Origin of the sequence: Shewanella goraebulensis (genome assembly GCF_030252245.1) — a bacterium.
GTDB classification, from domain to species: Bacteria; Pseudomonadota; Gammaproteobacteria; order Enterobacterales; family Shewanellaceae; genus Shewanella; species Shewanella goraebulensis.
The window spans coordinates 1,460,318-1,481,458 of sequence record NZ_CP126972.1 but is presented as its reverse complement, the minus strand read 5'-3'; the positions used below and the strand labels follow the sequence as shown (position 1 = coordinate 1,481,458).

Below are 21,141 nucleotides of genomic sequence, written 5' to 3'. Positions count from 1 at the left end.
GTTATTTCAGTTTCCCCAACTTGGATGATATCTATGGAGCATACTCCGCAGTCGCAACTTAAATTGTTGCTTGCTAAAGGTAAAGAGCAAGGTTATTTAACCTATGCTGAAGTCAATGACCACTTGCCAGCTGACATGGTCGATTCAGATCAGATTGAAGATATTGTCCAGATGATCAATGACATGGGCATCCGCGTTTACGAACAAGCGCCAGATGCCGATGATATCATGATGTCTGAGGACAACACCGATGAAGATGCAGCAGAAGAAGCAGCAGCAGCACTTGCAACGGTAGAGAGCGAATTAGGTCGTACAACCGATCCAGTACGTATGTACATGCGTGAAATGGGAACGGTTGAACTATTGACCCGCGAAGGCGAAATCGTCATCGCAAAACGTATTGAAGAAGGTATTAATACGGTTCAAAGTTCTGTTTCAGAATATCCGCAAGCCATTGCGATGATTCTCGAACAGTTTGATAAGTATGAAGCGGATGAGCTTCGTTTAACTGACATCATTGCAGGTTTCGTTAACCCAGATGACGACGATGTAGCCCCTACAGCTACACACGTTGGTTCTGAGTTATCTGAAGAAGAACTTGAAGATGAAGATGATGACGGCGACGAGGACGATGAAGAAGAGGAAGGCCCAAAAGGTCCATGTCCTGAAGAAGCTAAAGAGAAGTTTACTCAATTACGTGAGACTTATGAAAAAGGTCTGTTAGTTATTGAGAAGAAAGGTCGTGACCATCCTGAAGCTATTGGTGCTTTGTTTGTTATCGGCGAACTCTTTAAAGAATTCCGTTTAATTCCAAAACAGTTTGATCGCTTAGTTAAAAGCATGCGCACCATGATGGATCGCGTACGTGTTCAAGAGCGTTTGATTCTTAAATTATGCGTTGAACAAGCTAAAATGCCTAAGAAAAACTTTGTTAAGTTCTTCACTGGCAACGAAACCGATTTAGCTTGGTTCCATGCAGAAAAAGATAGCAATAAGCCTTATGCTGAAGGCTTAAGAATGGTTGAAGAAGACGTTGTTCGTTGCAGCACTAAACTCGCTGCAATCGAAGAAGAAACCGGCTTAATCATCCGTGCAATTAAAGACATCAACCGTCGTATGTCAATCGGTGAGGCAAGAGCTCGTCGTGCGAAGAAAGAAATGGTTGAAGCAAACTTACGTCTAGTAATTTCTATTGCTAAAAAGTACACCAACCGTGGCTTACAGTTCTTGGATTTGATTCAAGAAGGTAACATTGGTTTGATGAAAGCAGTAGATAAGTTTGAATACCGTCGTGGTTATAAGTTCTCGACTTATGCAACATGGTGGATCCGTCAAGCAATTACTCGTTCTATTGCTGACCAAGCACGTACTATCCGTATTCCAGTACATATGATTGAAACGATTAACAAACTAAATCGTATTTCACGTCAAATGCTACAAGAAATGGGTCGCGAACCAACACCAGAAGAGTTATCTGAGCGCATGTTAATGCCTGAAGATAAGATCCTTAAAGTGTTGAAGATCGCTAAAGAGCCGATTTCAATGGAAACACCAATTGGTGATGATGAAGATTCGCACTTAGGTGACTTCATTGAGGATAATACTTTAGAGCTTCCTTTAGACTCAGCTACAAGCGAAAGTTTAAAGAATGCGACTCACGAAGTCTTAGCAGGCCTAACTGCTCGTGAAGCTAAAGTATTGCGTATGCGTTTTGGTATCGATATGAACACCGACCATACTCTTGAAGAAGTAGGCAAGCAGTTTGACGTAACACGTGAACGTATTCGTCAAATTGAAGCGAAAGCGTTACGTAAACTACGTCACCCTTCTCGCTCTGAAATCTTAAAATCGTTCTTAGACGAGTAAGTCCAAAAAAGACGAGTAAGTCAGAAATAGAGCTCAAACAAAAGGCCCGCTAATAGCGGGCTTTTTATTGTTAAAAATCAGAGAACTCTGGCACTAATGAACTCAAGATTGATTAACAGATAACCAAACAGCTCCAAGAAGTGAGTTTCTAGCAAATTCAGTGGTGACAAGCAGTAATAAACTTCGTATACTTCCCTCCGCTTTTGATAGTGACGACTGTCTTAAGTCGGCCCCTTAGCTCAGTTGGTTAGAGCATACGACTCATAATCGTCAGGTCCCCAGTTCGAGTCTGGGAGGGGCCACCAATTTTGATAAGCCGCTTAAAGAAATTTAAGCGGCTTTTTCATATCTAAAAATTGGTTTAACGCTTCAATATTTAGTTCAGCTAAATTAGCTTTGACGTGTAAAACGATATGATTGGATTTGAACCTCTTCACCTTTCGATTGAATAAAACTGTCTACTAGAAAAACATCTTTTCCAACAAATCTTAGCTCAAGTCTCATTGTAGAACGCTCATTACCAGAATAGGTAGAGCCATTTACCCCAACAGGGTAATAGCTATAACGGCCTTGGTCATCGACTTCACCGACAAACCTCATATTTTCGTTACCGTTAAACTCTGTCATAATCTGATAACCGTCTTCTGGACTAAACGCTAAATCGACTTTGCCACTTAAGGACTGTACTTCTCCGTTCATTTGGACATTATCTACACTCAATTGTGTTTTTGTTGTTTTTAAAAGTGCACCATTTGCACTCGCTGAGGCTTCGACTCTGTTCCCTTCATCATTTAGCGCCCAAATATTGACTTGCCACTCCCCGCTAAAATGATCAAGTTTGTCCCAAGATTGCGGTGTAGATTTTACAGCCGTTTGGGCGTCACTCACTTTACTTTGAGGGAGTCCATTAATATTGATATTTTTATTACCATTTTCATTGCGGTAATCTTCTCTATCATTAGCATAATCAGCACTTGCCCCAGCCAAACCACCTGCAGCACCTCCTATAGCGGCACCTTTTAACGCTAAGCTCGCATCACCTGCTGCAGCGCCCATAGCAAGTCCTAAAATAGCGCCACCCGCAGCTCCTGTTTTTAAGCCGCGATTATTGCCGCTACCATCTTCATTTACTGCACCACTGCTTGCGCAACCACTCAGGAATGACACACTTGCCACTAACACTAAAACTTTTGCTGATTTGTTCATGGTTTTACCTCAAAAAATGTTGCTGCTTGTTTAATGTTTGTCATTAGAACAAATGCAACATGATTAAATGAGGGCATGATGCGGAAAAAAAATTTACCCAATGCCTAGATAATGAACTCTAGTAGATGATAATTTAATGAGTAGCATTCAAAGGGCTAATTCCAAGGGCTATTTCAAGGGCTTTTTCAAAGCGCTTTCTCAAAGAATTATTTCACTGGGTGATTTCACAAGGCTATAAGCTAACTTAAGGAATACGATGACTGTTCAGAGTTTTAGCGATATTGCAGAATATATCTTGCAGCGACGCAACGAGGCCGGAGATTCACAGGAATCCCTTGCTTTAAAGCTCGCAGAATACGACTCTTTGTTTGAAAATGTCGATGCACTCACAATCAGCCGTTGGGAACGTGCAAAGATAAGCCCTAATCTTAGAAGACAAGTGGCACTAATAGAGTATTTTAACGATCAACCTCAACAATTATTGTGCGACGCAGCTTTTGAGTTAAAGCAACTTCCTTCTTTAGATAGCTTTAATAAAATGATCGAACAGCAATTCCATTACAACCATGTAATGGGTGCCCACCCTTATATCTCACAAGATACTGTCAGTTTCGATAAGCTCTGCAAGCAAGCTGATGAGGCTGAGCAAATGTATGGCTGGATAGCCAATTACCACTCTAACTTGACCAAAGGTCGCGAGTACTGGACTCAAGACTTTATCAAAGCTTTAGCCGAAGTTGAGTCAACTGAAGTATCTTTTTATTTAGTTAACGGAATACTGGCTGGGCATATCTTTATAGTAAAAGTCAGCGAAGATACCTTTACAAAACTGTCCGATAATTCTCTTAAAGATAGTCAGCTAACACCTGATCACTTAATCGATGAATATCTACCAGGTTGCCTTTATATGCTTAGTACTTACTTGGGAGGCAAACACGTAACCGAAGACTTTCTTTCACAATTACTTGTTACATTGGCAAAGACAGAAACCAACATTGCTTTTGGCTACAAGGCTCGCTCTGATATCGGCGTTAAGTTAATGGACTTTTTAAGCGGTGAAGTTGTTTCTTTAGGTGAAACCCTTACTGAAAAAATGCAAGGCGCAAAGTATCAAGGAAAACGCCGTAGCTTTGTTTCCTATAAACTTAATAGACAAGAATTAATTTCCAGTAGCCTATTCCTCAATTTAACTCGAAGTTGTGTTTAGATTCATACCATCTCAAAGCTATGGTTATAAATTAAAAAGCAAAACTAACAGTGATTAATTTTAGCAGTAGTTAATTTAATTTTGATGCTGTTTCTCTTTCAATGATTGAGCAATCTCTAAATGTGTTTGTGCCGCTGTAATAGCTCTTACAGCACGAGATTTAAATTCACGTCGATACAAGGTATATACCACCAGCAAGCTGGCAACAATAAGTAATAATGGATTCCAAAACCAACACAAAGCCGCCATAGAGAAGTAATAGCTTCTAAGGCCATAATTGTATGAGTGAGCGGCTTGATCGCCCACAGTAGCCATTTGGCGCGAGTAAGCAGCTAAATTTTTATCCATTCCAGTTGGATCAATCGGCGCAGCACCTATCATCACATTTAAAAAACCATATTGACGCATTGACCAAGTAAATTGAAAAAACGCTAATACGAAAATACCCGCAAGCAGTGCTAATTTAACCTGAACTAACGCATGGTTTGGCTCTGCGGCAAATGGGATTGAGCTGATCACATCCTCAAGTCGCTCAACTTGCGCAAAAAGCGTTAATACACCCGCTAAAACCAGTAAGGTAGTTGAAGCAAAAAAGGCAATATTGCGTTCTAAGTTTGCCAGCAGCGATGCTTCACCCACTCGAATTTCTTTTTTCATGACCTCAGACATCCAATGAATGCGATGTTGGTGCAAGCAGCGAGCAATGCAGTTAGTGTTTTTAGCTTTCTTACGGGCAAATATGGTGTAGCCCATCCAGCAAGAAAAAAAGCACGTTAACGCTAAAATATCGAGTAAGGAAAAAAGCATAGTTCTCAATGTATTATTTCAAGTATGGTTAATTATGCATCACATCGCATAAGGCATAAATAGCGATTGAGAAATTAGACGTACTTTTTCAAAAATACACATCTACTCAATCTTTAAATCAAGCCTCTAAATTAAGGGACTAAATTAAGGGACTAAATTAAGAGGCTAAATTAAGAGGCTAAATTAAGAGGCTAAATTAAGAGGCTAAATCAAGAGTTTAAACCAAGTGCCTAAATCGATAAACAAACGTACTTCATCTCTAAATACTCCTCTAATCCATGTCTTGAACCTTCTCGGCCGATACCAGATGACTTTATTCCGCCAAATGGTGCAACTTCTGTAGAAATTAAGCCAGTGTTCACTCCCACCATGCCAAACTCTAAAGCTTCAGACACTCGATAAACCAAGCCGATATCTCTGCCATAAAAATAAGCCGCTAAACCAAAGTCAGTATCATTGGCCATTTCTATCGCTTGTGCTTCATCATCAAACTCAAAAATAGGCGCTACTGGCCCAAAGGTTTCTTCTGCTGCTAACTTCATTTGCTGATTAGCATTACCAATGATTGTTGGTTCAAAGAAATGTTTACCAAGCTCATGCCTTTTACCACCTAAAAGCACTTCACCACCTAAAGCCACTGCATCTTGAATATGCGAAAGCACTTTATCAACCGCTGCTTGGTTAATTAATGGGCCTATAACACTGTCATCATCGACCCCATTACCTACTCTTAATTTAGTAACCGCATCAACAAACTTCTCGGTAAATTCCTTAATCACACCTGACTGAACATAAATTCGGTTGGCACAAACACAAGTTTGCCCTGCATTTCGATACTTAGCTTGAATAGCACCGATAACCGCCGCATCAATATCGGCATCATTAAAAACAATAAATGGCGCATTGCCACCTAACTCTAAAGACAGCTTTTTGATTGTAGGGGCGCATTGTTGCATTAATTTTACCCCCACAGCTGTTGAGCCAGTAAAAGACAGCTTTCTGACCACTTTACTACTACACAGGACCTCACCAATTAACTTAGCATCACCCGTAATGACATTGAACACACCAGCAGGAATTCCTGCTCTTTGAGCAAGTACCGCTAATGCCAGAGCGGTAAAAGGCGTATCAGGGGCAGGTTTGACTATCATGGTGCAACCTGCGGCCAAAGCAGGTGCTACCTTACGAGTTATCATGGCAAGGGGGAAATTCCATGGCGTAATTGCAGCGGTAACACCAACTGCTTGTTTAATTACCGAAATCCTTTTATCAGGCTGGTGCCCAGGGATAGTTTCACCGTAAATGCGTTTTGCTTCTTCAGCAAACCATTCAATAAACGAAGCGCCATATGCCACCTCGCCTTTAGCTTCAGCAAGAGGTTTGCCTTGCTCTAGCGTCATAATCAGTGCGAGCTCTTCAGTGTGAGCTTGAATAAGTGCATGCCATTTCATTAGTACAGCTTGGCGCTCTTTAGCCGTTAGATCTTGCCAAGGTGCTAATGCAGCTTGGGCTGCTATAACTGCTTGATTCGTTTCTTTAACGCCCATTTGTGGCACCGAGCCAATGACCTCGTTAGTCGCGGGATTAATAACTTGTTCGGTCTGCGCAGAATTAGCATCACACCACTCACCATTGATAAAGGCTTGTTGTCGAAAAATCGATATATCATGTAGTGATGTCATCGCATCTGTCCCTAGTGTTAAATCTACTAACGAATGTATATTGGCTAATAATAAGCTCAGCACTAGCTTAAGTTAAGCCTTTTATATTAACCAACATTGCGGTGTTTAACGATTATAAGTCCACCAAACTCGATTTCAGTTTCGAGATAGAATTAACAAGTGTGAACTGGGTTTGAAAGCTACAAATAAAATTGCATTCTTGAGATAGCAGAGTATCTTAAATATTGAAGAAGTTGTTTTATAGAAGGAATTAAGCATGGTTGAAATGGGTTTTAAAGTATTCTTTGTACTGGTTTTTTTCGTTATAGCCTACAAACTTATTTTTTCAGGTTCTCGAGGGTTAAAAATATTTGAGATGCATTTTAAGGATGGAAAACTCAATAGACATTCAGGAAAAATCCCTGAACGTTTCTCTCGTGAGTGTAAAGCTATCGCCAAAGCGGAAAAGCTAACATGTACTATCAGAGCTGAAAAGTTAGGTGATGTCAGATTACATGTTTCGGCTAACGTGGGTGATAAATTGACCCAGCGTATTAGGAACGTATTCCCGTTTGAGTATTACGATAAAAAACAACCTGATAACTCTAAGTTAAAAGGCTAACTTACAGGCTGGCAACCAAACATCACTCAGATAATCTAGCGCTCGTTACCTCAAGGCTGTTTTTGAATCACTAAGGTAACTTGCGCCACTGTCACACCAAACTTAATGATGTCACTTTTATTAATGATGGTATTGTCATCGACTAAAAACATCCAATCATCGAAATAGACTTCGTATTCTGAATCATCCACGACTAAATTCATCTCGTAAGCCCAGCGAAGTGCACTCCCCTTTGCTTCACCTGTGGCGATGCCAGTAATATCATTGGCCGTACCTTCATACTTACCGTCGCCTAAGTCGGTAATGTGCCAAATACGTGTTTGCTTCTCGCCATCATCGTAAATAAAACGCTCATCGATGATTCCTTTATTGCCTTGCCAACTCGCTTCCATAGTAACCGTAAACTTGCGTGTTACTGTGCCAGAGTAATCCTGTACGATACCTGCAGCCGTTAGATTGCCGTCGAAGAATGTCTGTAGGTTTAATATTGGCGTGGTTTTGTCATAATCCTCTATAGATGCTGAAGAGCAAGACATTAATGTCAATGCAGCTAACGCCACCAAGCAATAGGATTTAATTTGGCTGAATTTTTTCATTATTTAGTGGCTCCAATCAATTCTTGACGAAGTTCCGGTCTGCTTGTTTGCTCAGATAACCAAATATCTAAAAATGCTGCAGCAAAACCCGGCTCTTGGATAATAGGTAGAGCTTGGTCATTGAAATAAAATTGCCCTAAATTTTGGTTGTGCATCATAAAGCTCAACTTATCGCCTTCTTTAACATCAGGCCATGCTTGCTCAATTTGTTGTTGCAATCTTGCTATATCTTGATTATCGATGCCTATGTGTTGCCACTGGTCTACAGTGGCTTCAATTAAATCTTCGGCTTCGATATCACGGTGATACTCGATCTCAAGTTTCAACGGAAATTGGTTCTGCTGATATTCACCATCTACGGACATCAACTTGGCGCTGTAAATTGAAAACCAAAGTAAATCCATATCGGCCTCACCCACCATTTGCATAGTATCGAATGAAGCTTCAATCTGAGTAGAGCTGTGGAGTTGTGTTTGGCTGAGTGTGTCGCTTTTTATTAGTGAATTATTTATTGGAGAACGACTTTCTGATGAAGTGTTAGTTGGTAAATCAATACCTTGCGGTTCGGTTATCGGAGAAATGTCTGCAATATTTTCAGCAAAAGTAATTGGTGTAATAAAAACCATTGAACTAGTCACAACTAGTAATCTTGTTAACTTTAATGAGCTTAACAACCTACTAAAAGATAATTTAACCTTGCTTAGCAACTCATGACTATTCAGCATATCGTTTTCCCCAATTAGAGTAATGTCTTCACTAAAACTCATACTAAATACTCTTTTCAAATACTGTTCTAGAATGCTTCAAACCAATAATGTTGGCTAAGTGTAGAAACATCGGAAATAGTAAGCTCCAAATGATAAATAAACCTAGAGCCGAAACCAGCAACCCATGTGGTAAGTCAACGGCGCCGAGATTAGCTCCACCAATGTAACTCAAACTGCCAAAAATCCCGCCCAACAAAGACTGTGCAGCGATGGGTAAATGATTAAATAACCCCAAGCTGTAGTTCAATGAAATCGCAAAATAGCCCCAAAGTAGCCCGAGCCATAAAGGGAATACTGCAAACTCAAAAAAGCCTGACATTGTCAGTAAAGAGTCAACAAGTACACCTAGCAAACCACAAATAAACAATACTTTTACGTCATGCCTTTTTTGTTTACTGACAACAAAATGCCAAACAATCAGTAAGGCTGGAATAATAACTAATTGATTTCCAGCAAGCACTCCGGCCCACCAAATCACTTGAAAGGCACAAGCGTTAATGATGTTTGTATGGCCAGATAGAAGCATGATTTAAGCACCGCTTGCTAAAGTTGTGCGATATTGTGGTCGCACCGCAACAAGGTGCACAGTGCTGGTGGTACGTTCTAAGAATCCACCTTCACAGTAACTCAAATAAAATTTCCACATGCGGATGAAATCATCACCATAGCCTAACTGCTTAATCTGTTGTTGCGCCTTATCAAAACGTTCATGCCACTGATTGAGGGTTTGTGCATAATCTTTGCCCATATCGTCAATGGACCAAACCACCATATCGGTCTGCTTGGCGATATGCTTATTCATCTCACTCACCGACGGTAAACAACCACCAGGGAATATATAGCGTTGAATAAAATCAACGCTTTTACGGTAACTGTCGTAGCGTTGATCCGCTATGGTAATAGCTTGAATTAGCATGCGGCCATTTGGTTTTAACAATGTCTCTAGTTTTTTAAAAAATCCAGGTAAGTATTCATGCCCAACCGCTTCAATCATTTCAATTGAAACCACTCTGTCATATTCGCCCGTCAACAAACGGTAATCTTCTTTTAACAGGGTGACTTTATTGCCAAGGCCTTCTTGCTCCACTCTCGCAACAGCATAGTCGTACTGTGCATCTGATATGGTTGTGGTTGTTACATCAACATCAAAATGCTTGGCAGCATATATTGCTAAAGCGCCCCAACCTGTACCGACTTCTAACAAAGTTTGACCGGGTTTTAAATCTAAACGTTCACAAATGGTATGTAGTTTATGCAGCTGCGCTTCTTCTAGGCTTGCTCCGCTGTGCGGATATAGTGCACTTGAATAAAGCATTTCTTTATCTAAAAACTGCTCATACATCGTATTACCCAAATCATAGTGGGCCAAAATGTTGCGCTTAGACCCAGCTGCAGAGTTGCGATTAAAAACATGAGTCAGTCGGTTCATTCCAACGCTAAACCATGAAAAGTAACGCTCAATGTTATCCAGCAAAGCAAGATTACGTGCAAACAACTGCACCACTTTAGTCAAATCAGGACTAGACCAATGACCTTGGATGTAAGCTTCACCTGCTCCAATAGAGCCGCCCCAAATAATCTGTTTATAAAAACTTGGATGAGAGACTTGTATCGTTGCATGTAAATCGGATTCAAAATCACCAAAAGAAAGGCTTTGCTCTGCAGCGGCTTTGCCGTTAGAACTAACTATTGTTAAATAGCCACCAGAGAGATGTTGTAATGCACGTAATAAAATCTTCTTTGCAAAACCGTCTGAGATAGTCGCTTGTACTAAGCTTGCATTCGTTGCTGTATTTTCCATGTATCTCTCCGCTTCCTACTTAATGCTTCTGTATCGATTAGTTTTCAGTACGTAACAAGATGTCTTTTGGTTTAATTTAAGTTTGAGGGTGTGCAACAAAAGGAATTTTTTTGACAAATAACTTAAATGCCTGCCAGTAAATACCCCACATAATCTTCATTGTCATCACAGGAAAAGCTGTCAGCATCTGCCTGACATTAGCCGAGCTAAACGGCTTACGCTGTAAATGTAAGCTTGCATCAAACAGCTTTTTATTATCATCATCGCGATTTTGAATAGTGACATTAAGGCGTTTACTAGGGGGGACAATTTTCCATTGATAATGCATGTCGAGGTTTAAAAAAGGTGAAACATGAAATACTTTGTCTGTGGTTTGAGTATCTTGAATATCAACTAAATAACAATGGCGTTGATCCCAAGGAGTATTACTGACTTCCGCCAGCATATATATCGGCTGGCCAGCTTGATAACAAAAATAGAAGTTAACAGGACTAAAATAAAAGCCGAAATGCCTAATTTGACCAGCAAATATAACTTCATCGCAATCAAACTTGGCTCCAAGTTGCTTAATGGTCCACATCACCCGTTGCTTAAGCGCTGATGCTGGGGACAATATGCTGTTATCAGTTTCTAATTGTTCAACAGCTTGCTCCTCAAACTGACTAGCTAAGCAATTTAGGTAATCTTGCGGGTTAAATTTAAGTAACGACCATTTTGACATGCCAAATAACCGGCTTACTTTTTCAAGTTGGCTGATTTCATCAAGATTTATCGCCATCAGTGCCATGTCATAGCTAAAGCTATGAGATTTGGGAGTGAAGCGTCTGTGACTCACTTCCCCTTGATAAATGCCACTGCTAAATTGGCTAGAGCAATCACTTAAGTCTGCAATCATAAGCTGATGCCAAAGTTATTACAGACATCTAAGCCACTGCGTACGCCATCCTCATGGAAGCCGTTATACCAATAAGCACCCGCAAAATGTGTGTGCCTCACACCACAAATCCGCGATCGTTCTTTTTGGGCATTCATACTGGCTTCATTGAATACTGGATGGGCATAATTAAATTTACGTAATATCTTGCTGCTATCAATCAGGTCAGTCTGATTAAGGGTGACACAAAATGTAGGCGCGTCTTTTGGCAAACGCTGTAAAATATTCATGTTATAAGTCACGCTAGCAGGTTTATTGGCAATATCTTCTGCGTCAGTACCTTCGAGACGATAATTCCAACTGGCCCAAGCTGCTTTTCTTTTTGGTAATAATCCCACATCGGTGTGTAAAACCACTTCATTGTTTTGATAAGCCATAGCACCTAATACTTGCAGCTCATCTTCTGAGGCATCAGTTAACATGGCTAATGCTTGATCACTGTGACAAGCCAGTACTACCTCGTCAAAATATTGCACTTCACCATTATTTATTCGGATATTAACCCCATCTGCTTTGCGCTCAATGGAAGTCACCCCTGAGTTTAAAAACAGTCGTTCTTTAAACGGCTTGATAAGGGCAGGAATGTAGCTTCGTGAGCCGCCTTCAAGGACATACCATTGCGGGCGGTCGCTAATATTGAGCAAACCATGGTGGTGGAAGAAACGAATAAAGAATCGCAGTGAAAACGCGCGCATATCATTGATGCTGGCAGACCATATTGCTGCGCCCATTGGCAAAATATAATGTTCACTAAAGAAGTCAGAAAACCCTTCTTTATCTAAAAACTCACCCAAGGTTTCAATTTGATAATCTTCAGCTTCATAAATTCCTTTGCATTGATTATTAAATTTAACGATCTCTGCTAAAAAACGATAAAAATCAGGTTTTAATAAGTTACGGCGTTGAGCGAACATGCTCCAAAGAGTGTGGCCATTATACTCAAGCCCCGTTTTAGTATTTTGTACACTAAAGCTCATTTCAGTCGGTAATGACTTAATATCCAAGCGTGCCATTAGCTTTTGAAATCTTGGATAGGTTCGGTCATTAAACACTATAAACCCGCTATCAATAGCATAAGGTTTTCCTGCAACTTCAACATCAATTGTTGCTGTGTGACCACCAATGTAATCATTAGCTTCAAATACAGTCACCTCATGCAACTCGCTAAGTAAATGGGCGCATGTTAATCCTGAGATCCCTGATCCGACTACGGCAATTTTTTTCATATTAATCCTTCAGGTTGTTATTTTTATAATTATTATCGTTATATTAGCTTCGTTTACGATTTTCACTCTGTTTAATTATTTGGTTTTGGGCTGAGTAAGCTGTTAACTATCACGTTAGGCAAGCAAGATAAAAACTTCAGTATCAAGGTAAAGCGCTTTGGAAAATGTATTTCATTTCGGCCTATCTTCATGCCATAAATGATTTCGTCAGCGGCATTATCGGCACTAATCTGCATCGGCATAGCAAAGTCATTTTTGTCTGTTAATGGTGTTTTCACAAAACCAGGACAAATTACACTTACGCCAATATTGTGAGCTTTCAAGTCTAAACGTAGACTGCTGGCAAGATAGTTAACTGCAGCCTTGGATGCTCCGTAGGCTTCAGCTCTTGGAAAAGGTAAATATGTTGCGCTTGAACTCATTAACCCCACCCTGCCGTTTGTCGCAATTAAGGGTAAAAAGTGCTGTAAGCAATAGCCCATTGAAATGACATTGGTCTGAATTACCCGTTCAAATAAAGCCCCATCGAACTGAACTGGATCATCGATATACTCACAACTGCCAGCATTCAGTACCACAGAGTTTAGGCTGGATTGAGATTTAATCAACGCTGCTTTAAGTAGCTGGGCAGCATTTTCAATTTGAGTTTTATCATTAATATCAAAAACAAGCGGATAAGCTCCTTTGATATTTTGCAGTGATTGCTCATTACGTCCACAAGCAAACACCTGATAGCCTTGATCAACGTACTTCATTGCTAGTGCTAGACCGATACCAGAACTTGCTCCAGTTATTAGTACCGCAATTTTAGAGTTCGATACGTGACTCGTTTTTTTGGTTTTGGCTTGAATATCAGCTGTCATGAGGATGCCTTAGACTTAACCATTTGAATAAGCTTGCCCAATATAGGAAACGGTTCATAAAGCATCTGACCTAGGTCAAAGTAATCACGATGAGAAGTAATTTTGTCATTGAAAATAAGGTGGCTCATACCTTCCACATGAATATCACGCCCGCTATTAAGCTTGCTATGGCTGTAAGTCATTTTCCAGAATATTGAGGCTTGTGACTTTTGTTCTGCTTCTAGTTGCGACTGTGATTTTGCTTGTAATTGGGATTGGGATTGAGACAGTGACTGGGAAACATTCACTTGCTGTATATCAAATGATATCGAATCAACGTTTTCATAGAGATTGGCAAAATAATTCGTCAGATTAGCTAGCCCTTCTACTTTGTGCAAAGGGTCTTGGAACACAATATTATTACTGTATACCTGACTTAAAAGGTGCAGAGTATCCTTGTTAAGCCGCTGGTACATGCTAATGAAGTCATCAATGATTTGTGGCTGCGTATACTCATCGAAGCTCATCGGCTCAGGCATTTCACTAACAAGATTAGTGCTACTGTGCATTTAACTCTCCTTGAACCATCTCTTTAAACATCTTGTTTATTTTTTATCGTTACTCAACAAGCTTGTCACTTTTACTTTTAACAATAAAAACGAGTAGTTATCTATTAATATTAATCTTAGTTGAGGAATTTGTCTTAAAAATAATCAAACAAAAATTAAATAATGTATTTAACGGTCAATACGCCTATTCGTTAGCTACAGATCAAAAAAAAGCGTATAGATTGCTCTATACGCTTTTTCAAATACTAAACCGCTAATTATTGTTCAATGACAGCATTATCATCTAACAATGTCTTAACTGATAGTTACTTGTAACCTCTTACAGCAATTGGATTCCAGTGTTTTTCAACTTCATCCTTAATGAACATTTGCTTAGCTTCAGACAGTTTTGCTTCATTAATACCCACAGCTGCATGTGCAGACTCTTTAGAGCTAATATCTGGGTATTCAACCTTAGTCACTTTTAAACCTTCTAACACTTGAGCTAACACGGCTCGCGCCATTTTGGCTTGTGATGTGGCTCGAGTGAGTAACATACGACCTTCATCTGGATTATGTGCATATAGTCCGTGAGATGCCATAGCGAAGTCCCAATGCCATTGGCCATGACGAATAGCCATAATTGCACTGTTCATTTGCTCCCAGTTAGCACCTGCATCCCATGCCGCCTTAGCTTCATAGTGAGCTTTAACCAATAAGCCTTCAACTTCACGTGCCATTGTTTCAATTTCATGCTTGTCAGCATCTAGCTTGGCAGTAACCTCTTCTTTGCTATCGTGACACCCGATACAGGTTTTATCGAAATGCGGCAGTGCTTTATCAACTTTATGGTTGGTAAATTCTTCGCCTTTGGCATTTTCTTCAACGGGCATATGACAGGTAATACAGGTCACATTCGCTTCAGCATGCTTACTGCGGCTCCAATGCTCAAACTCAGGATGACGCGCTTTTAATATTGGCGTTTTCGAAATTGGGTGGATCCACTCGTAAAAACGGCGGGTATCGTAGTACTTCAGGATATTGTCAGTGTCGCTGCCGAAAATCCACGGCATGTTAACCACATTGCTTTTTTCTGGCTGAAAATAATAGGTCACATGACATTGGCCACACACTTGTGCACCTTGCATCGACACATCTTGTTTATCAAAAGGTATCCCAGTTTTTTTCATTGCATTTTGTGCATGAGGACGTGGTAAAGCTAAGTCAGCACTTCCGTCTACATGACAGTCTGTACAATAAACCACACTGTTAATTTCAGTGCCTAAATCAGTAAAGTTAGATGCTGAGTATCCTTCAAAACCCATTTCTTTAATTAGACGAGGTGCATCAGGTGTTTTACAAGTCCAACAACTGGCTGAAGTGCCCTTTTCGCCCTCTTTTGGTGGCACGCCAGTTCGTAATGTTTGAGTGACATCCGCCACTGCAAATTGGTGACCACGAGGGCTGTGATATTCTTTAGCAAAAGAAGAGCCCGCCCATAAAATAATATTGGCAGGGTAACTAGCAAGCATATCTTCGCGTTCTGTTTGCTCTTCAGTTTCAGCCCAAGTTTTAAATTGGTCTGGAAACTTAGCTTCGTTAACGTCAGCTTTGGCAATGGCTGTTGCACAGGTTGTAGCACCTAAAATAGAAATTAAGATAGTGCTAACACGCTTGCTTAATCGGCTAACTGCTATGTGTTTTTTAGCAAACAATGCTAATTGCATATTCACAACTCTTCCTTTAAAAATCATCAAAAAATGGTTCGAGAACATAATGTTGTTATCAACCTGGACGTCCATCAATTCGAGGACGCGATAAAATTGGACTGTAATGCCAAACAAAAAGTCCAAAAGCTAAAAACCAAAATCCACCCGCTAACCATAACCAAGTTTGGGTTTGCGCCGGAAATATCAACGGCATTACCGCACGCAATAAAGCTGCAATAGGTAAACTGGCAAAAGCCAATACCATATTCGGGCCTTGATATATATTTCTGCTGGTATGCCCAAGAGATACTCTAGAAATCATTGATAAACACAATGAAGCTAAGCAACCTATGGCAAATAAGTGTAATAAACTTCGGTAAGCAAATTCATTATTAATGAACCAACCTAAGCCCAACAAAGCGATGGGTAAAGATAAATATGATAAATGCAGCGACCACAGCATTGGCTCTTTCAATGTTTTATGAGGCAACCAGCGACTTATTCGAATCAAATGCAATATACCAGCGCTAATCAATAACACTTGTTCAACTGCCATAGGTAAAACTTTAAAAATGGCTTGCACAACCAGTGTAATCATTAATACTAATAGGCTTTTTTCTAGTGCAAAAATCGGTTCGGCTTTGGTTTGCTTAACTCGCATTGCAGTAAAGAAAGGAATAACTCTTCCTCCCACAATGGTAATCAACAGCGCCAGCCAAAATAACATTCCTTGCCATATTTGATTAGCTAAAATGAAATTACGTTCTTGTAATGCGTAATAACTCACAAGATTAACAATCAGGGCTACTGTAAGCATGATCGAAAAACCGATATTTTGCCATTGCTTAACACGATAAACACAACGCCACATCGTAAAAGCAGCAATGCCTAAAAATATACTGTCAAATAGTGCAGGAAAATATAATGGAATATCAAAAGGCAGCAGGAGTAACAGCCTTGCTAACAACCAACTACTAAATGTGATGGCAAGAGTGGGACCTTTTAGACTAGGTTGATTAGTCCAGGTTTGTACTGCTGTGAGTAAGAAGCCGCACACAATCGCCATAGCGAAACCAAATAGTAACTCATGAGGATGCCACCATAGCGGCAATACATTTGACCAAAAGTTACTGTTAAATAAACTGTACTCAGGTGTATACCAGCCCATTAACCATAGTGGGATGTACAACATCGCCAAAGCTGCACCACCTAAGAAGAAAGGTCTGAATGCTAATCGCCATATTGCAGCGGTTTTTTCAGTTTCAGCTGGATCATCAATATTTAGCATAGTTATCAAGCCTTTTTAATAAAAAACAAAAGATGCATTTAAAATATATGTTTATTGTATGTTGTTATCTCTCATCCAGCAATCATAAAAAATGAATAGTCTTATTAACCTAGCTGAATCTGTGATCTCTCGCAAAGTATGTCATCAAAAATAGTTCAATAAAAAACCACCCTAAGGTGGTTTGAGTAAGGTCGTTCGAATAAGGCGACTTGGGAAAATCTGCCATATCAAAACAACTGTGACTTGTCAGTTAATATTCATAGCGTTATCGCTTTAACGAACTTAACACCTCAATAGCGCGTTTTCGTGCAGAGCTATGCTCTACAATCGGTGATGGATACGCAACAGTTGAAGCCTCAGCTGAACTGTTGCTTACAGCGCTATCAGCTCCAAAGCCGACCTCTATAGAGTCTACAGAAAATAAGTCCATCGTATCGAGTGCTGAATCATCAGCTCCTTCAACAAATAGCGGCTGGTGAATGGCTTTTAGCGGTTGATTCGATAACTCGGGAACAAATCGTTTAATAAAGCTGGCATCTGGATCAAATTTACTACTCTGATTCATCGGGTTAAACACTCTAAAATAAGGTTGAGCGTCGCAGCCTGTGCCAGCAGACCATTGCCAGCCACCGTTGTTGGCCGCTAAATCACCATCAATTAATTGTTGTCTAAAATATTTTTCACCCCAGCGCCAATCAATCAGCAAGTGTTTAGTCAGAAAACTCGCTACGACCATTCTTAAACGATTGTGCATCCAACCCGTTTGATTAAGCTGCCTCATCGCGGCATCAACGATTGGATAACCCGTGCGCCCTTCACACCATGCCGCAAATTCAGTTTTATCGTTTCGCCATAGTACATAGTCGCCTTTTTCATTGAAGCTTTTACCTTTTGAAAGGCGCGGAAAAGCGACTAACAAATGACGATAAAACTCTCGCCACGCTAGTTCATTGATCCAAGTTTTAGCAGGACTAGTGTCGTCCACCAGCACATCAGGATAATGGTTTAACGCAGCGGCTAAACATTGCTTAGCACTAATCACGCCAATCGCTAAGTAAGGTGATAATTTACTGGTATTGTCTAGCGCAGGGAAATCCCTATCGAGCTGATAATCTTGAATATGGTTCTGGCAAAATTGAGCGAGTATTCGTTTCGCTTCGCCTTCACCGGCTCGCCACAATTTACTTGAACGTTTATCTGCATCAAATTTGATAGCAGCAGGAGTTGCAAGCGCAGCACCGATAGGGGTAGGTACTGATAAAGGTACAATCATTTTACTTGCTACTATCTCACGCCACTTTTTAGAAAATGGCGTGAACACTTTATACATCTGCCCTGATAGATTGTTCACCTCACCTGCATTAATAATGCAATCTTGAGCAACAAAGGTGATGGGCAAACCAATATCCAGCAATTGCTGATCTCGTTTGCGCTCATTAAATTCAGGCTCTTGGGTGGCAAAGACTTGCTCAATCTGATTTTCGGCCAAAAAACTTGGCATCCAATCCATTACATCATCAAACCAAGGTAATGTAACCACATTGAGTTTGACCCCAAGAGCGGCTAATCCTTGCGCCAAAATATTCACATGGCGTTCAATAAAATCTATTTGAATTGCCGCTACATCATGACTTTGCCATTGCAGAGGGCTGACTATGTATAAAGCCTCGACTTGAGCAGAAGATTTCTCTTGTGACGCTGATTGTCGCAGTGCAAATTCAAAAGCTTCACAAACAGCTAGATTGTCAGCAAGGCGTAAATCTTGTCTAAACCAAATCAGAGTTTTCATCATTGCAACCTTAATAACAGCAATATTTATTAACAAATACTTATCAACAAAAAATATATCAACAGGTTTACAGATAGACGTTGCTGTTTATCAACGTCTATCTGCATCACTAAGTTTTAGGCTGAGTAATAAACTTAACTAGTAAGCGTAACGAAGTCTTAGCGCTTCAGGATGTGGATTAAGATAAACCTGCCCTTCAATATACGGGGTCGGATATTCTCGTAAATAATGGTTAATCAGCGTGATAGGCACAAGTAAAGGCAGTAGTCCTTCACGATACTTCATGATTGATTCAGTCAGCTCTTGCTTCTGCTCTTTTGACAGGTGCTTTTTAAAGTACCCTTGAATATGCTGCAGAGTGCTGGTGTGATTTTTACGGGTCGCTTTAATCTTTAACGCCGTCATAAAACCTACAAAATAGGTTTGCGCAGTGGCATCAAGATCATCAATATTCGCTAATATCGGCCCTAAATCACGATACCATTGAGGACTATGAGCCATTAAAAGGTACTTATAACGCGCATGAAACTGCATTAGTTTATGCTTGGTCCAGCCTTCAGCTTGCAAGGTATGCCACTCATGATACGCATATACTCGAGTGATAAAATTTTCTTTAATTACTGGGTCATGCAAGCGGCCCTCTTCTTCCACAGGCAACTCTGGGTAGGTATCCATTAATTTTTTTGCAAATACACCCACGCCACTTTTGGTACCATTATTGGTACCGTACTTGTATTCAATCACCCGCTCCATTCCACAAGTTGGGGACTTAGCACAAAGAATGTAACCACCAATAAAATCGAGTTCACCAACGCGTTTTTGGCTATACTCTTCAAGCTTATCGGTTACATCAATACTGCCATCGGCGCTTTTTAAATAAATTTTATCGCCGTCGAGCTCTTGACGAATAGTCTTACGCGGAGCACCCATACCTATAGCCATTTCCGGACAAACACTGATGTAGTCAAAAAATGGAGCGAGGTCGATATTGCAGTAATTTGAGTTTTTATGGCCGCCGTCAAAACGTACTTTTTGACCTAAAAGGCAGCTGCTGATACCGATTTGTATTTTTTCTGGATTAAAGACTTCTTTATTCACGATACGACTCCTTGTGGCTTAAACAACATTACGTGTTGCAATGTTTTTAAGATCACTAATGTCTATTGATATTAGCCTTTAACTCATTAAATTTTAATAAAAAGAAATATTTTTATTTTGTTATCTTGAAATGATTGAATTTGAAGAATGGTTTAAGGGGGATGCAGCATTAATCACAATAGAATTTACTGGCTCGTTAAAGCCAGTAAGTATGGAGTTTGAAATAAGTGAAGATGAATTAAGACTCTTTTTGAGCTGAATGCTCACCAAATTTCTCTAAGCCCCAAACTAAGCCTATTCCCAACAATAGACACACGATGGCAGTAGTTAATTGCGATGAATGACCTGTTAATTGCTCAAATTGCATCGGAGAAATATTGTGCTCCAGTAAAGGCACTTGCTCACCTTTAGAGTTTTCGCGCCAAGTGAGCACTTCTTTCCAAGGCCAAATTTTACCAAGTGTTCCTAGCATTAGCCCCGTTAGAAACAACAAGGTTTCATCATGGAATTTACGTAACATGGCAGATAACACATGGCTGAAGCTTAGTAGACCGACGACACAACCAAGAGCAAAACATGCAAGTAGCAAGATATCAAAGCTTCTTGCTGCTGCTAGCACCGCTGGGTATAGCCCTAACAGTAATAAAATGAAGCTGCCGGAGATGCCCGGTAAAATCATCGCACAAATCGCGATACAACCAGCAAAGAAGAAATTAAGGTAACCAGCATCCAATTCTATTGGATTTAACACCGTAATAAACCATGCAAAGGCAACACCTAAAACGAATAAGACACAACGCAATAGGTTGATGCTTTTGACTTGTTTGAGCATGTGAATAACAGAAAACAAGATTAAGCCAAAAAAGAACGACCAAACTGGTACAGGGTGATTAGTTAATAACCATGAAATAAGCTTAGCAAGGCTAAATATGCTGGTGAGGATCCCGCCAAATACGGCCACCAAAAATGGGCCATTAATGTGCATAAATGCCGCTTTTACGCCTTGTTGTTTTACAATGCCGAATAGCGACGGATTAATCTTTTTAATCCCATCTAATAAAGGCTCTAAAATCCCAGTAATAAACGCAATTGTGCCGCCCGATACACCTGGCACAACATCAGCTGCCCCCATCGCCATTCCCTTGAAATAATTTAATAGTTGCTGCAAAGCCAA

The 21,141-nt window shown here is 40.2% G+C and carries 19 protein-coding genes and 1 tRNA gene; 4 read left to right on the top strand and 16 right to left on the bottom strand.

Going from position 1 to position 21,141, the window contains the following annotated elements; all coding sequences use genetic code 11:
- Positions 1 to 33 precede the first annotated feature (33 nt).
- Positions 34 to 1,866: an RNA polymerase sigma factor RpoD gene (gene rpoD, locus QPX86_RS06185; RefSeq protein ID WP_220751632.1), complete on the top strand. Its 1,833-nt coding sequence runs from the start codon at positions 34 to 36 to the stop codon at positions 1,864 to 1,866.
- 228 nt (positions 1,867 to 2,094) lie between these two features.
- A tRNA-Ile gene (locus QPX86_RS06180) sits at positions 2,095 to 2,171 on the top strand.
- A gap of 85 nt (positions 2,172 to 2,256) precedes the next feature.
- On the opposite strand, the gene QPX86_RS06175 is transcribed toward QPX86_RS06180, so the two are convergent.
- A complete protein-coding gene (locus QPX86_RS06175; protein ID WP_220751631.1) occupies positions 2,257 to 3,072 on the bottom strand; it encodes a hypothetical protein in 816 nt (271 codons plus the stop codon).
- Positions 3,073 to 3,328: 256 nt separating this feature from the next.
- On the opposite strand from QPX86_RS06175, the gene QPX86_RS06170 reads away from it, so the two are divergent.
- The gene (locus QPX86_RS06170) at positions 3,329 to 4,279 is read left to right on the top strand and encodes a helix-turn-helix domain-containing protein (RefSeq protein ID WP_285164652.1); all 951 of its coding nucleotides are present in this window, start codon (positions 3,329 to 3,331) and stop codon (positions 4,277 to 4,279) included.
- 75 nt (positions 4,280 to 4,354) lie between these two features.
- On the opposite strand, the gene QPX86_RS06165 is transcribed toward QPX86_RS06170, so the two are convergent.
- Together QPX86_RS06165 and QPX86_RS06160 are read right to left on the bottom strand one after the other, a co-directional pair.
- On the bottom strand, positions 4,355 to 5,086 hold the full coding sequence (locus QPX86_RS06165) for a DUF599 domain-containing protein (RefSeq protein ID WP_220751629.1): 732 nt from the start codon (positions 5,084 to 5,086) through the stop codon (positions 4,355 to 4,357).
- A gap of 230 nt (positions 5,087 to 5,316) precedes the next feature.
- A complete protein-coding gene (locus QPX86_RS06160) occupies positions 5,317 to 6,768 on the bottom strand; it encodes an NAD-dependent succinate-semialdehyde dehydrogenase (protein ID WP_285164651.1) in 1,452 nt (483 codons plus the stop codon).
- A gap of 256 nt (positions 6,769 to 7,024) precedes the next feature.
- Between QPX86_RS06160 and QPX86_RS06155 the strand changes: the two genes are divergently transcribed.
- On the top strand, positions 7,025 to 7,369 hold the full coding sequence (locus tag QPX86_RS06155) for a DUF3634 family protein (RefSeq protein WP_220751628.1): 345 nt from the start codon (positions 7,025 to 7,027) through the stop codon (positions 7,367 to 7,369).
- 50 nt (positions 7,370 to 7,419) lie between these two features.
- Here the strand turns inward: QPX86_RS06155 and QPX86_RS06150 are convergent, their stop codons facing one another.
- From QPX86_RS06150 to QPX86_RS06090, 13 genes are all read right to left on the bottom strand, one after another.
- The gene (locus QPX86_RS06150) at positions 7,420 to 7,965 is read right to left on the bottom strand and encodes a DUF3833 domain-containing protein (RefSeq protein WP_220751627.1); all 546 of its coding nucleotides are present in this window, start codon (positions 7,963 to 7,965) and stop codon (positions 7,420 to 7,422) included.
- Entirely contained in the window at positions 7,965 to 8,591 is a 627-nt protein-coding gene (locus tag QPX86_RS06145) for a chalcone isomerase family protein (protein ID WP_285164650.1), read from the bottom strand. The genes QPX86_RS06150 and QPX86_RS06145 overlap by 1 nt, the downstream gene beginning before the upstream one ends.
- Positions 8,592 to 8,733: 142 nt before the next feature.
- Positions 8,734 to 9,258 (bottom strand): DUF2878 domain-containing protein, encoded by a 525-nt coding sequence (locus tag QPX86_RS06140; RefSeq protein WP_220751624.1) that lies wholly within the window; start codon positions 9,256 to 9,258, stop codon positions 8,734 to 8,736.
- 3 nt (positions 9,259 to 9,261) lie between these two features.
- On the bottom strand, positions 9,262 to 10,533 hold the full coding sequence (locus QPX86_RS06135) for an SAM-dependent methyltransferase (protein WP_285164649.1): 1,272 nt from the start codon (positions 10,531 to 10,533) through the stop codon (positions 9,262 to 9,264).
- Between the two features lie 76 nt (positions 10,534 to 10,609).
- The gene (locus QPX86_RS06130; protein WP_285164648.1) at positions 10,610 to 11,428 is read right to left on the bottom strand and encodes a DUF1365 domain-containing protein; all 819 of its coding nucleotides are present in this window, start codon (positions 11,426 to 11,428) and stop codon (positions 10,610 to 10,612) included.
- Entirely contained in the window at positions 11,425 to 12,693 is a 1,269-nt protein-coding gene (locus QPX86_RS06125) for an NAD(P)/FAD-dependent oxidoreductase (protein ID WP_220751618.1), read from the bottom strand. Before QPX86_RS06125 ends, QPX86_RS06130 begins: the two co-directional genes overlap by 4 nt.
- Positions 12,694 to 12,764: 71 nt before the next feature.
- A complete protein-coding gene (locus QPX86_RS06120) occupies positions 12,765 to 13,556 on the bottom strand; it encodes an SDR family NAD(P)-dependent oxidoreductase (protein ID WP_285164647.1) in 792 nt (263 codons plus the stop codon).
- Positions 13,553 to 14,104 (bottom strand): nuclear transport factor 2 family protein, encoded by a 552-nt coding sequence (locus QPX86_RS06115; RefSeq protein ID WP_285164646.1) that lies wholly within the window; start codon positions 14,102 to 14,104, stop codon positions 13,553 to 13,555. Before QPX86_RS06115 ends, QPX86_RS06120 begins: the two co-directional genes overlap by 4 nt.
- A gap of 305 nt (positions 14,105 to 14,409) precedes the next feature.
- The gene (locus tag QPX86_RS06110) at positions 14,410 to 15,810 is read right to left on the bottom strand and encodes an ammonia-forming cytochrome c nitrite reductase subunit c552 (protein WP_285165141.1); all 1,401 of its coding nucleotides are present in this window, start codon (positions 15,808 to 15,810) and stop codon (positions 14,410 to 14,412) included.
- A 58-nt stretch (positions 15,811 to 15,868) separates the two neighbouring features.
- On the bottom strand, positions 15,869 to 17,080 hold the full coding sequence (locus tag QPX86_RS06105; protein WP_220751613.1) for an NnrS family protein: 1,212 nt from the start codon (positions 17,078 to 17,080) through the stop codon (positions 15,869 to 15,871).
- A gap of 265 nt (positions 17,081 to 17,345) precedes the next feature.
- Entirely contained in the window at positions 17,346 to 18,869 is a 1,524-nt protein-coding gene (locus tag QPX86_RS06100; protein ID WP_285164645.1) for a cryptochrome/photolyase family protein, read from the bottom strand.
- Between the two features lie 138 nt (positions 18,870 to 19,007).
- Positions 19,008 to 19,967 carry a YbgA family protein gene (locus QPX86_RS06095; RefSeq protein WP_374758465.1) on the bottom strand — a complete coding sequence of 320 codons (960 nt, stop codon included), beginning with the start codon at positions 19,965 to 19,967 and terminating at the stop codon, positions 19,008 to 19,010.
- A gap of 238 nt (positions 19,968 to 20,205) precedes the next feature.
- Positions 20,206 to 21,135, bottom strand: a complete 930-nt coding sequence (locus QPX86_RS06090) for a DUF368 domain-containing protein (RefSeq protein WP_220751610.1) — start codon at positions 21,133 to 21,135, stop codon at positions 20,206 to 20,208.
- Between the last annotated feature and the right edge of the window lie 6 nt (positions 21,136 to 21,141).

What these genes read in the sequence shown, in the direction of transcription:
- QPX86_RS06165 (WP_220751629.1), bottom strand. Translation starts at nt 5,086, where the DNA reads ATGCTTTTTTCCTTACTCGATATTTTAGCGTTAACGTGCTTTTTTTCT.
- QPX86_RS06105 (WP_220751613.1), bottom strand. Translation starts at nt 17,080, where the DNA reads ATGCTAAATATTGATGATCCAGCTGAAACTGAAAAAACCGCTGCAATA.
- rpoD (WP_220751632.1), top strand. Translation starts at nt 34, where the DNA reads ATGGAGCATACTCCGCAGTCGCAACTTAAATTGTTGCTTGCTAAAGGT.
- QPX86_RS06110 (WP_285165141.1), bottom strand. Translation starts at nt 15,810, where the DNA reads ATGCAATTAGCATTGTTTGCTAAAAAACACATAGCAGTTAGCCGATTA.
- QPX86_RS06120 (WP_285164647.1), bottom strand. Translation starts at nt 13,556, where the DNA reads ATGACAGCTGATATTCAAGCCAAAACCAAAAAAACGAGTCACGTATCG.
- QPX86_RS06130 (WP_285164648.1), bottom strand. Translation starts at nt 11,428, where the DNA reads ATGATTGCAGACTTAAGTGATTGCTCTAGCCAATTTAGCAGTGGCATT.
- QPX86_RS06160 (WP_285164651.1), bottom strand. Translation starts at nt 6,768, where the DNA reads ATGACATCACTACATGATATATCGATTTTTCGACAACAAGCCTTTATC.
- QPX86_RS06100 (WP_285164645.1), bottom strand. Translation starts at nt 18,869, where the DNA reads ATGAAAACTCTGATTTGGTTTAGACAAGATTTACGCCTTGCTGACAAT.
- QPX86_RS06170 (WP_285164652.1), top strand. Translation starts at nt 3,329, where the DNA reads ATGACTGTTCAGAGTTTTAGCGATATTGCAGAATATATCTTGCAGCGA.
- QPX86_RS06150 (WP_220751627.1), bottom strand. Translation starts at nt 7,965, where the DNA reads ATGAAAAAATTCAGCCAAATTAAATCCTATTGCTTGGTGGCGTTAGCT.
- QPX86_RS06140 (WP_220751624.1), bottom strand. Translation starts at nt 9,258, where the DNA reads ATGCTTCTATCTGGCCATACAAACATCATTAACGCTTGTGCCTTTCAA.
- QPX86_RS06175 (WP_220751631.1), bottom strand. Translation starts at nt 3,072, where the DNA reads ATGAACAAATCAGCAAAAGTTTTAGTGTTAGTGGCAAGTGTGTCATTC.
- QPX86_RS06135 (WP_285164649.1), bottom strand. Translation starts at nt 10,533, where the DNA reads ATGGAAAATACAGCAACGAATGCAAGCTTAGTACAAGCGACTATCTCA.
- QPX86_RS06125 (WP_220751618.1), bottom strand. Translation starts at nt 12,693, where the DNA reads ATGAAAAAAATTGCCGTAGTCGGATCAGGGATCTCAGGATTAACATGC.
- QPX86_RS06155 (WP_220751628.1), top strand. Translation starts at nt 7,025, where the DNA reads ATGGTTGAAATGGGTTTTAAAGTATTCTTTGTACTGGTTTTTTTCGTT.
- QPX86_RS06115 (WP_285164646.1), bottom strand. Translation starts at nt 14,104, where the DNA reads ATGCACAGTAGCACTAATCTTGTTAGTGAAATGCCTGAGCCGATGAGC.
- QPX86_RS06145 (WP_285164650.1), bottom strand. Translation starts at nt 8,591, where the DNA reads ATGGTTTTTATTACACCAATTACTTTTGCTGAAAATATTGCAGACATT.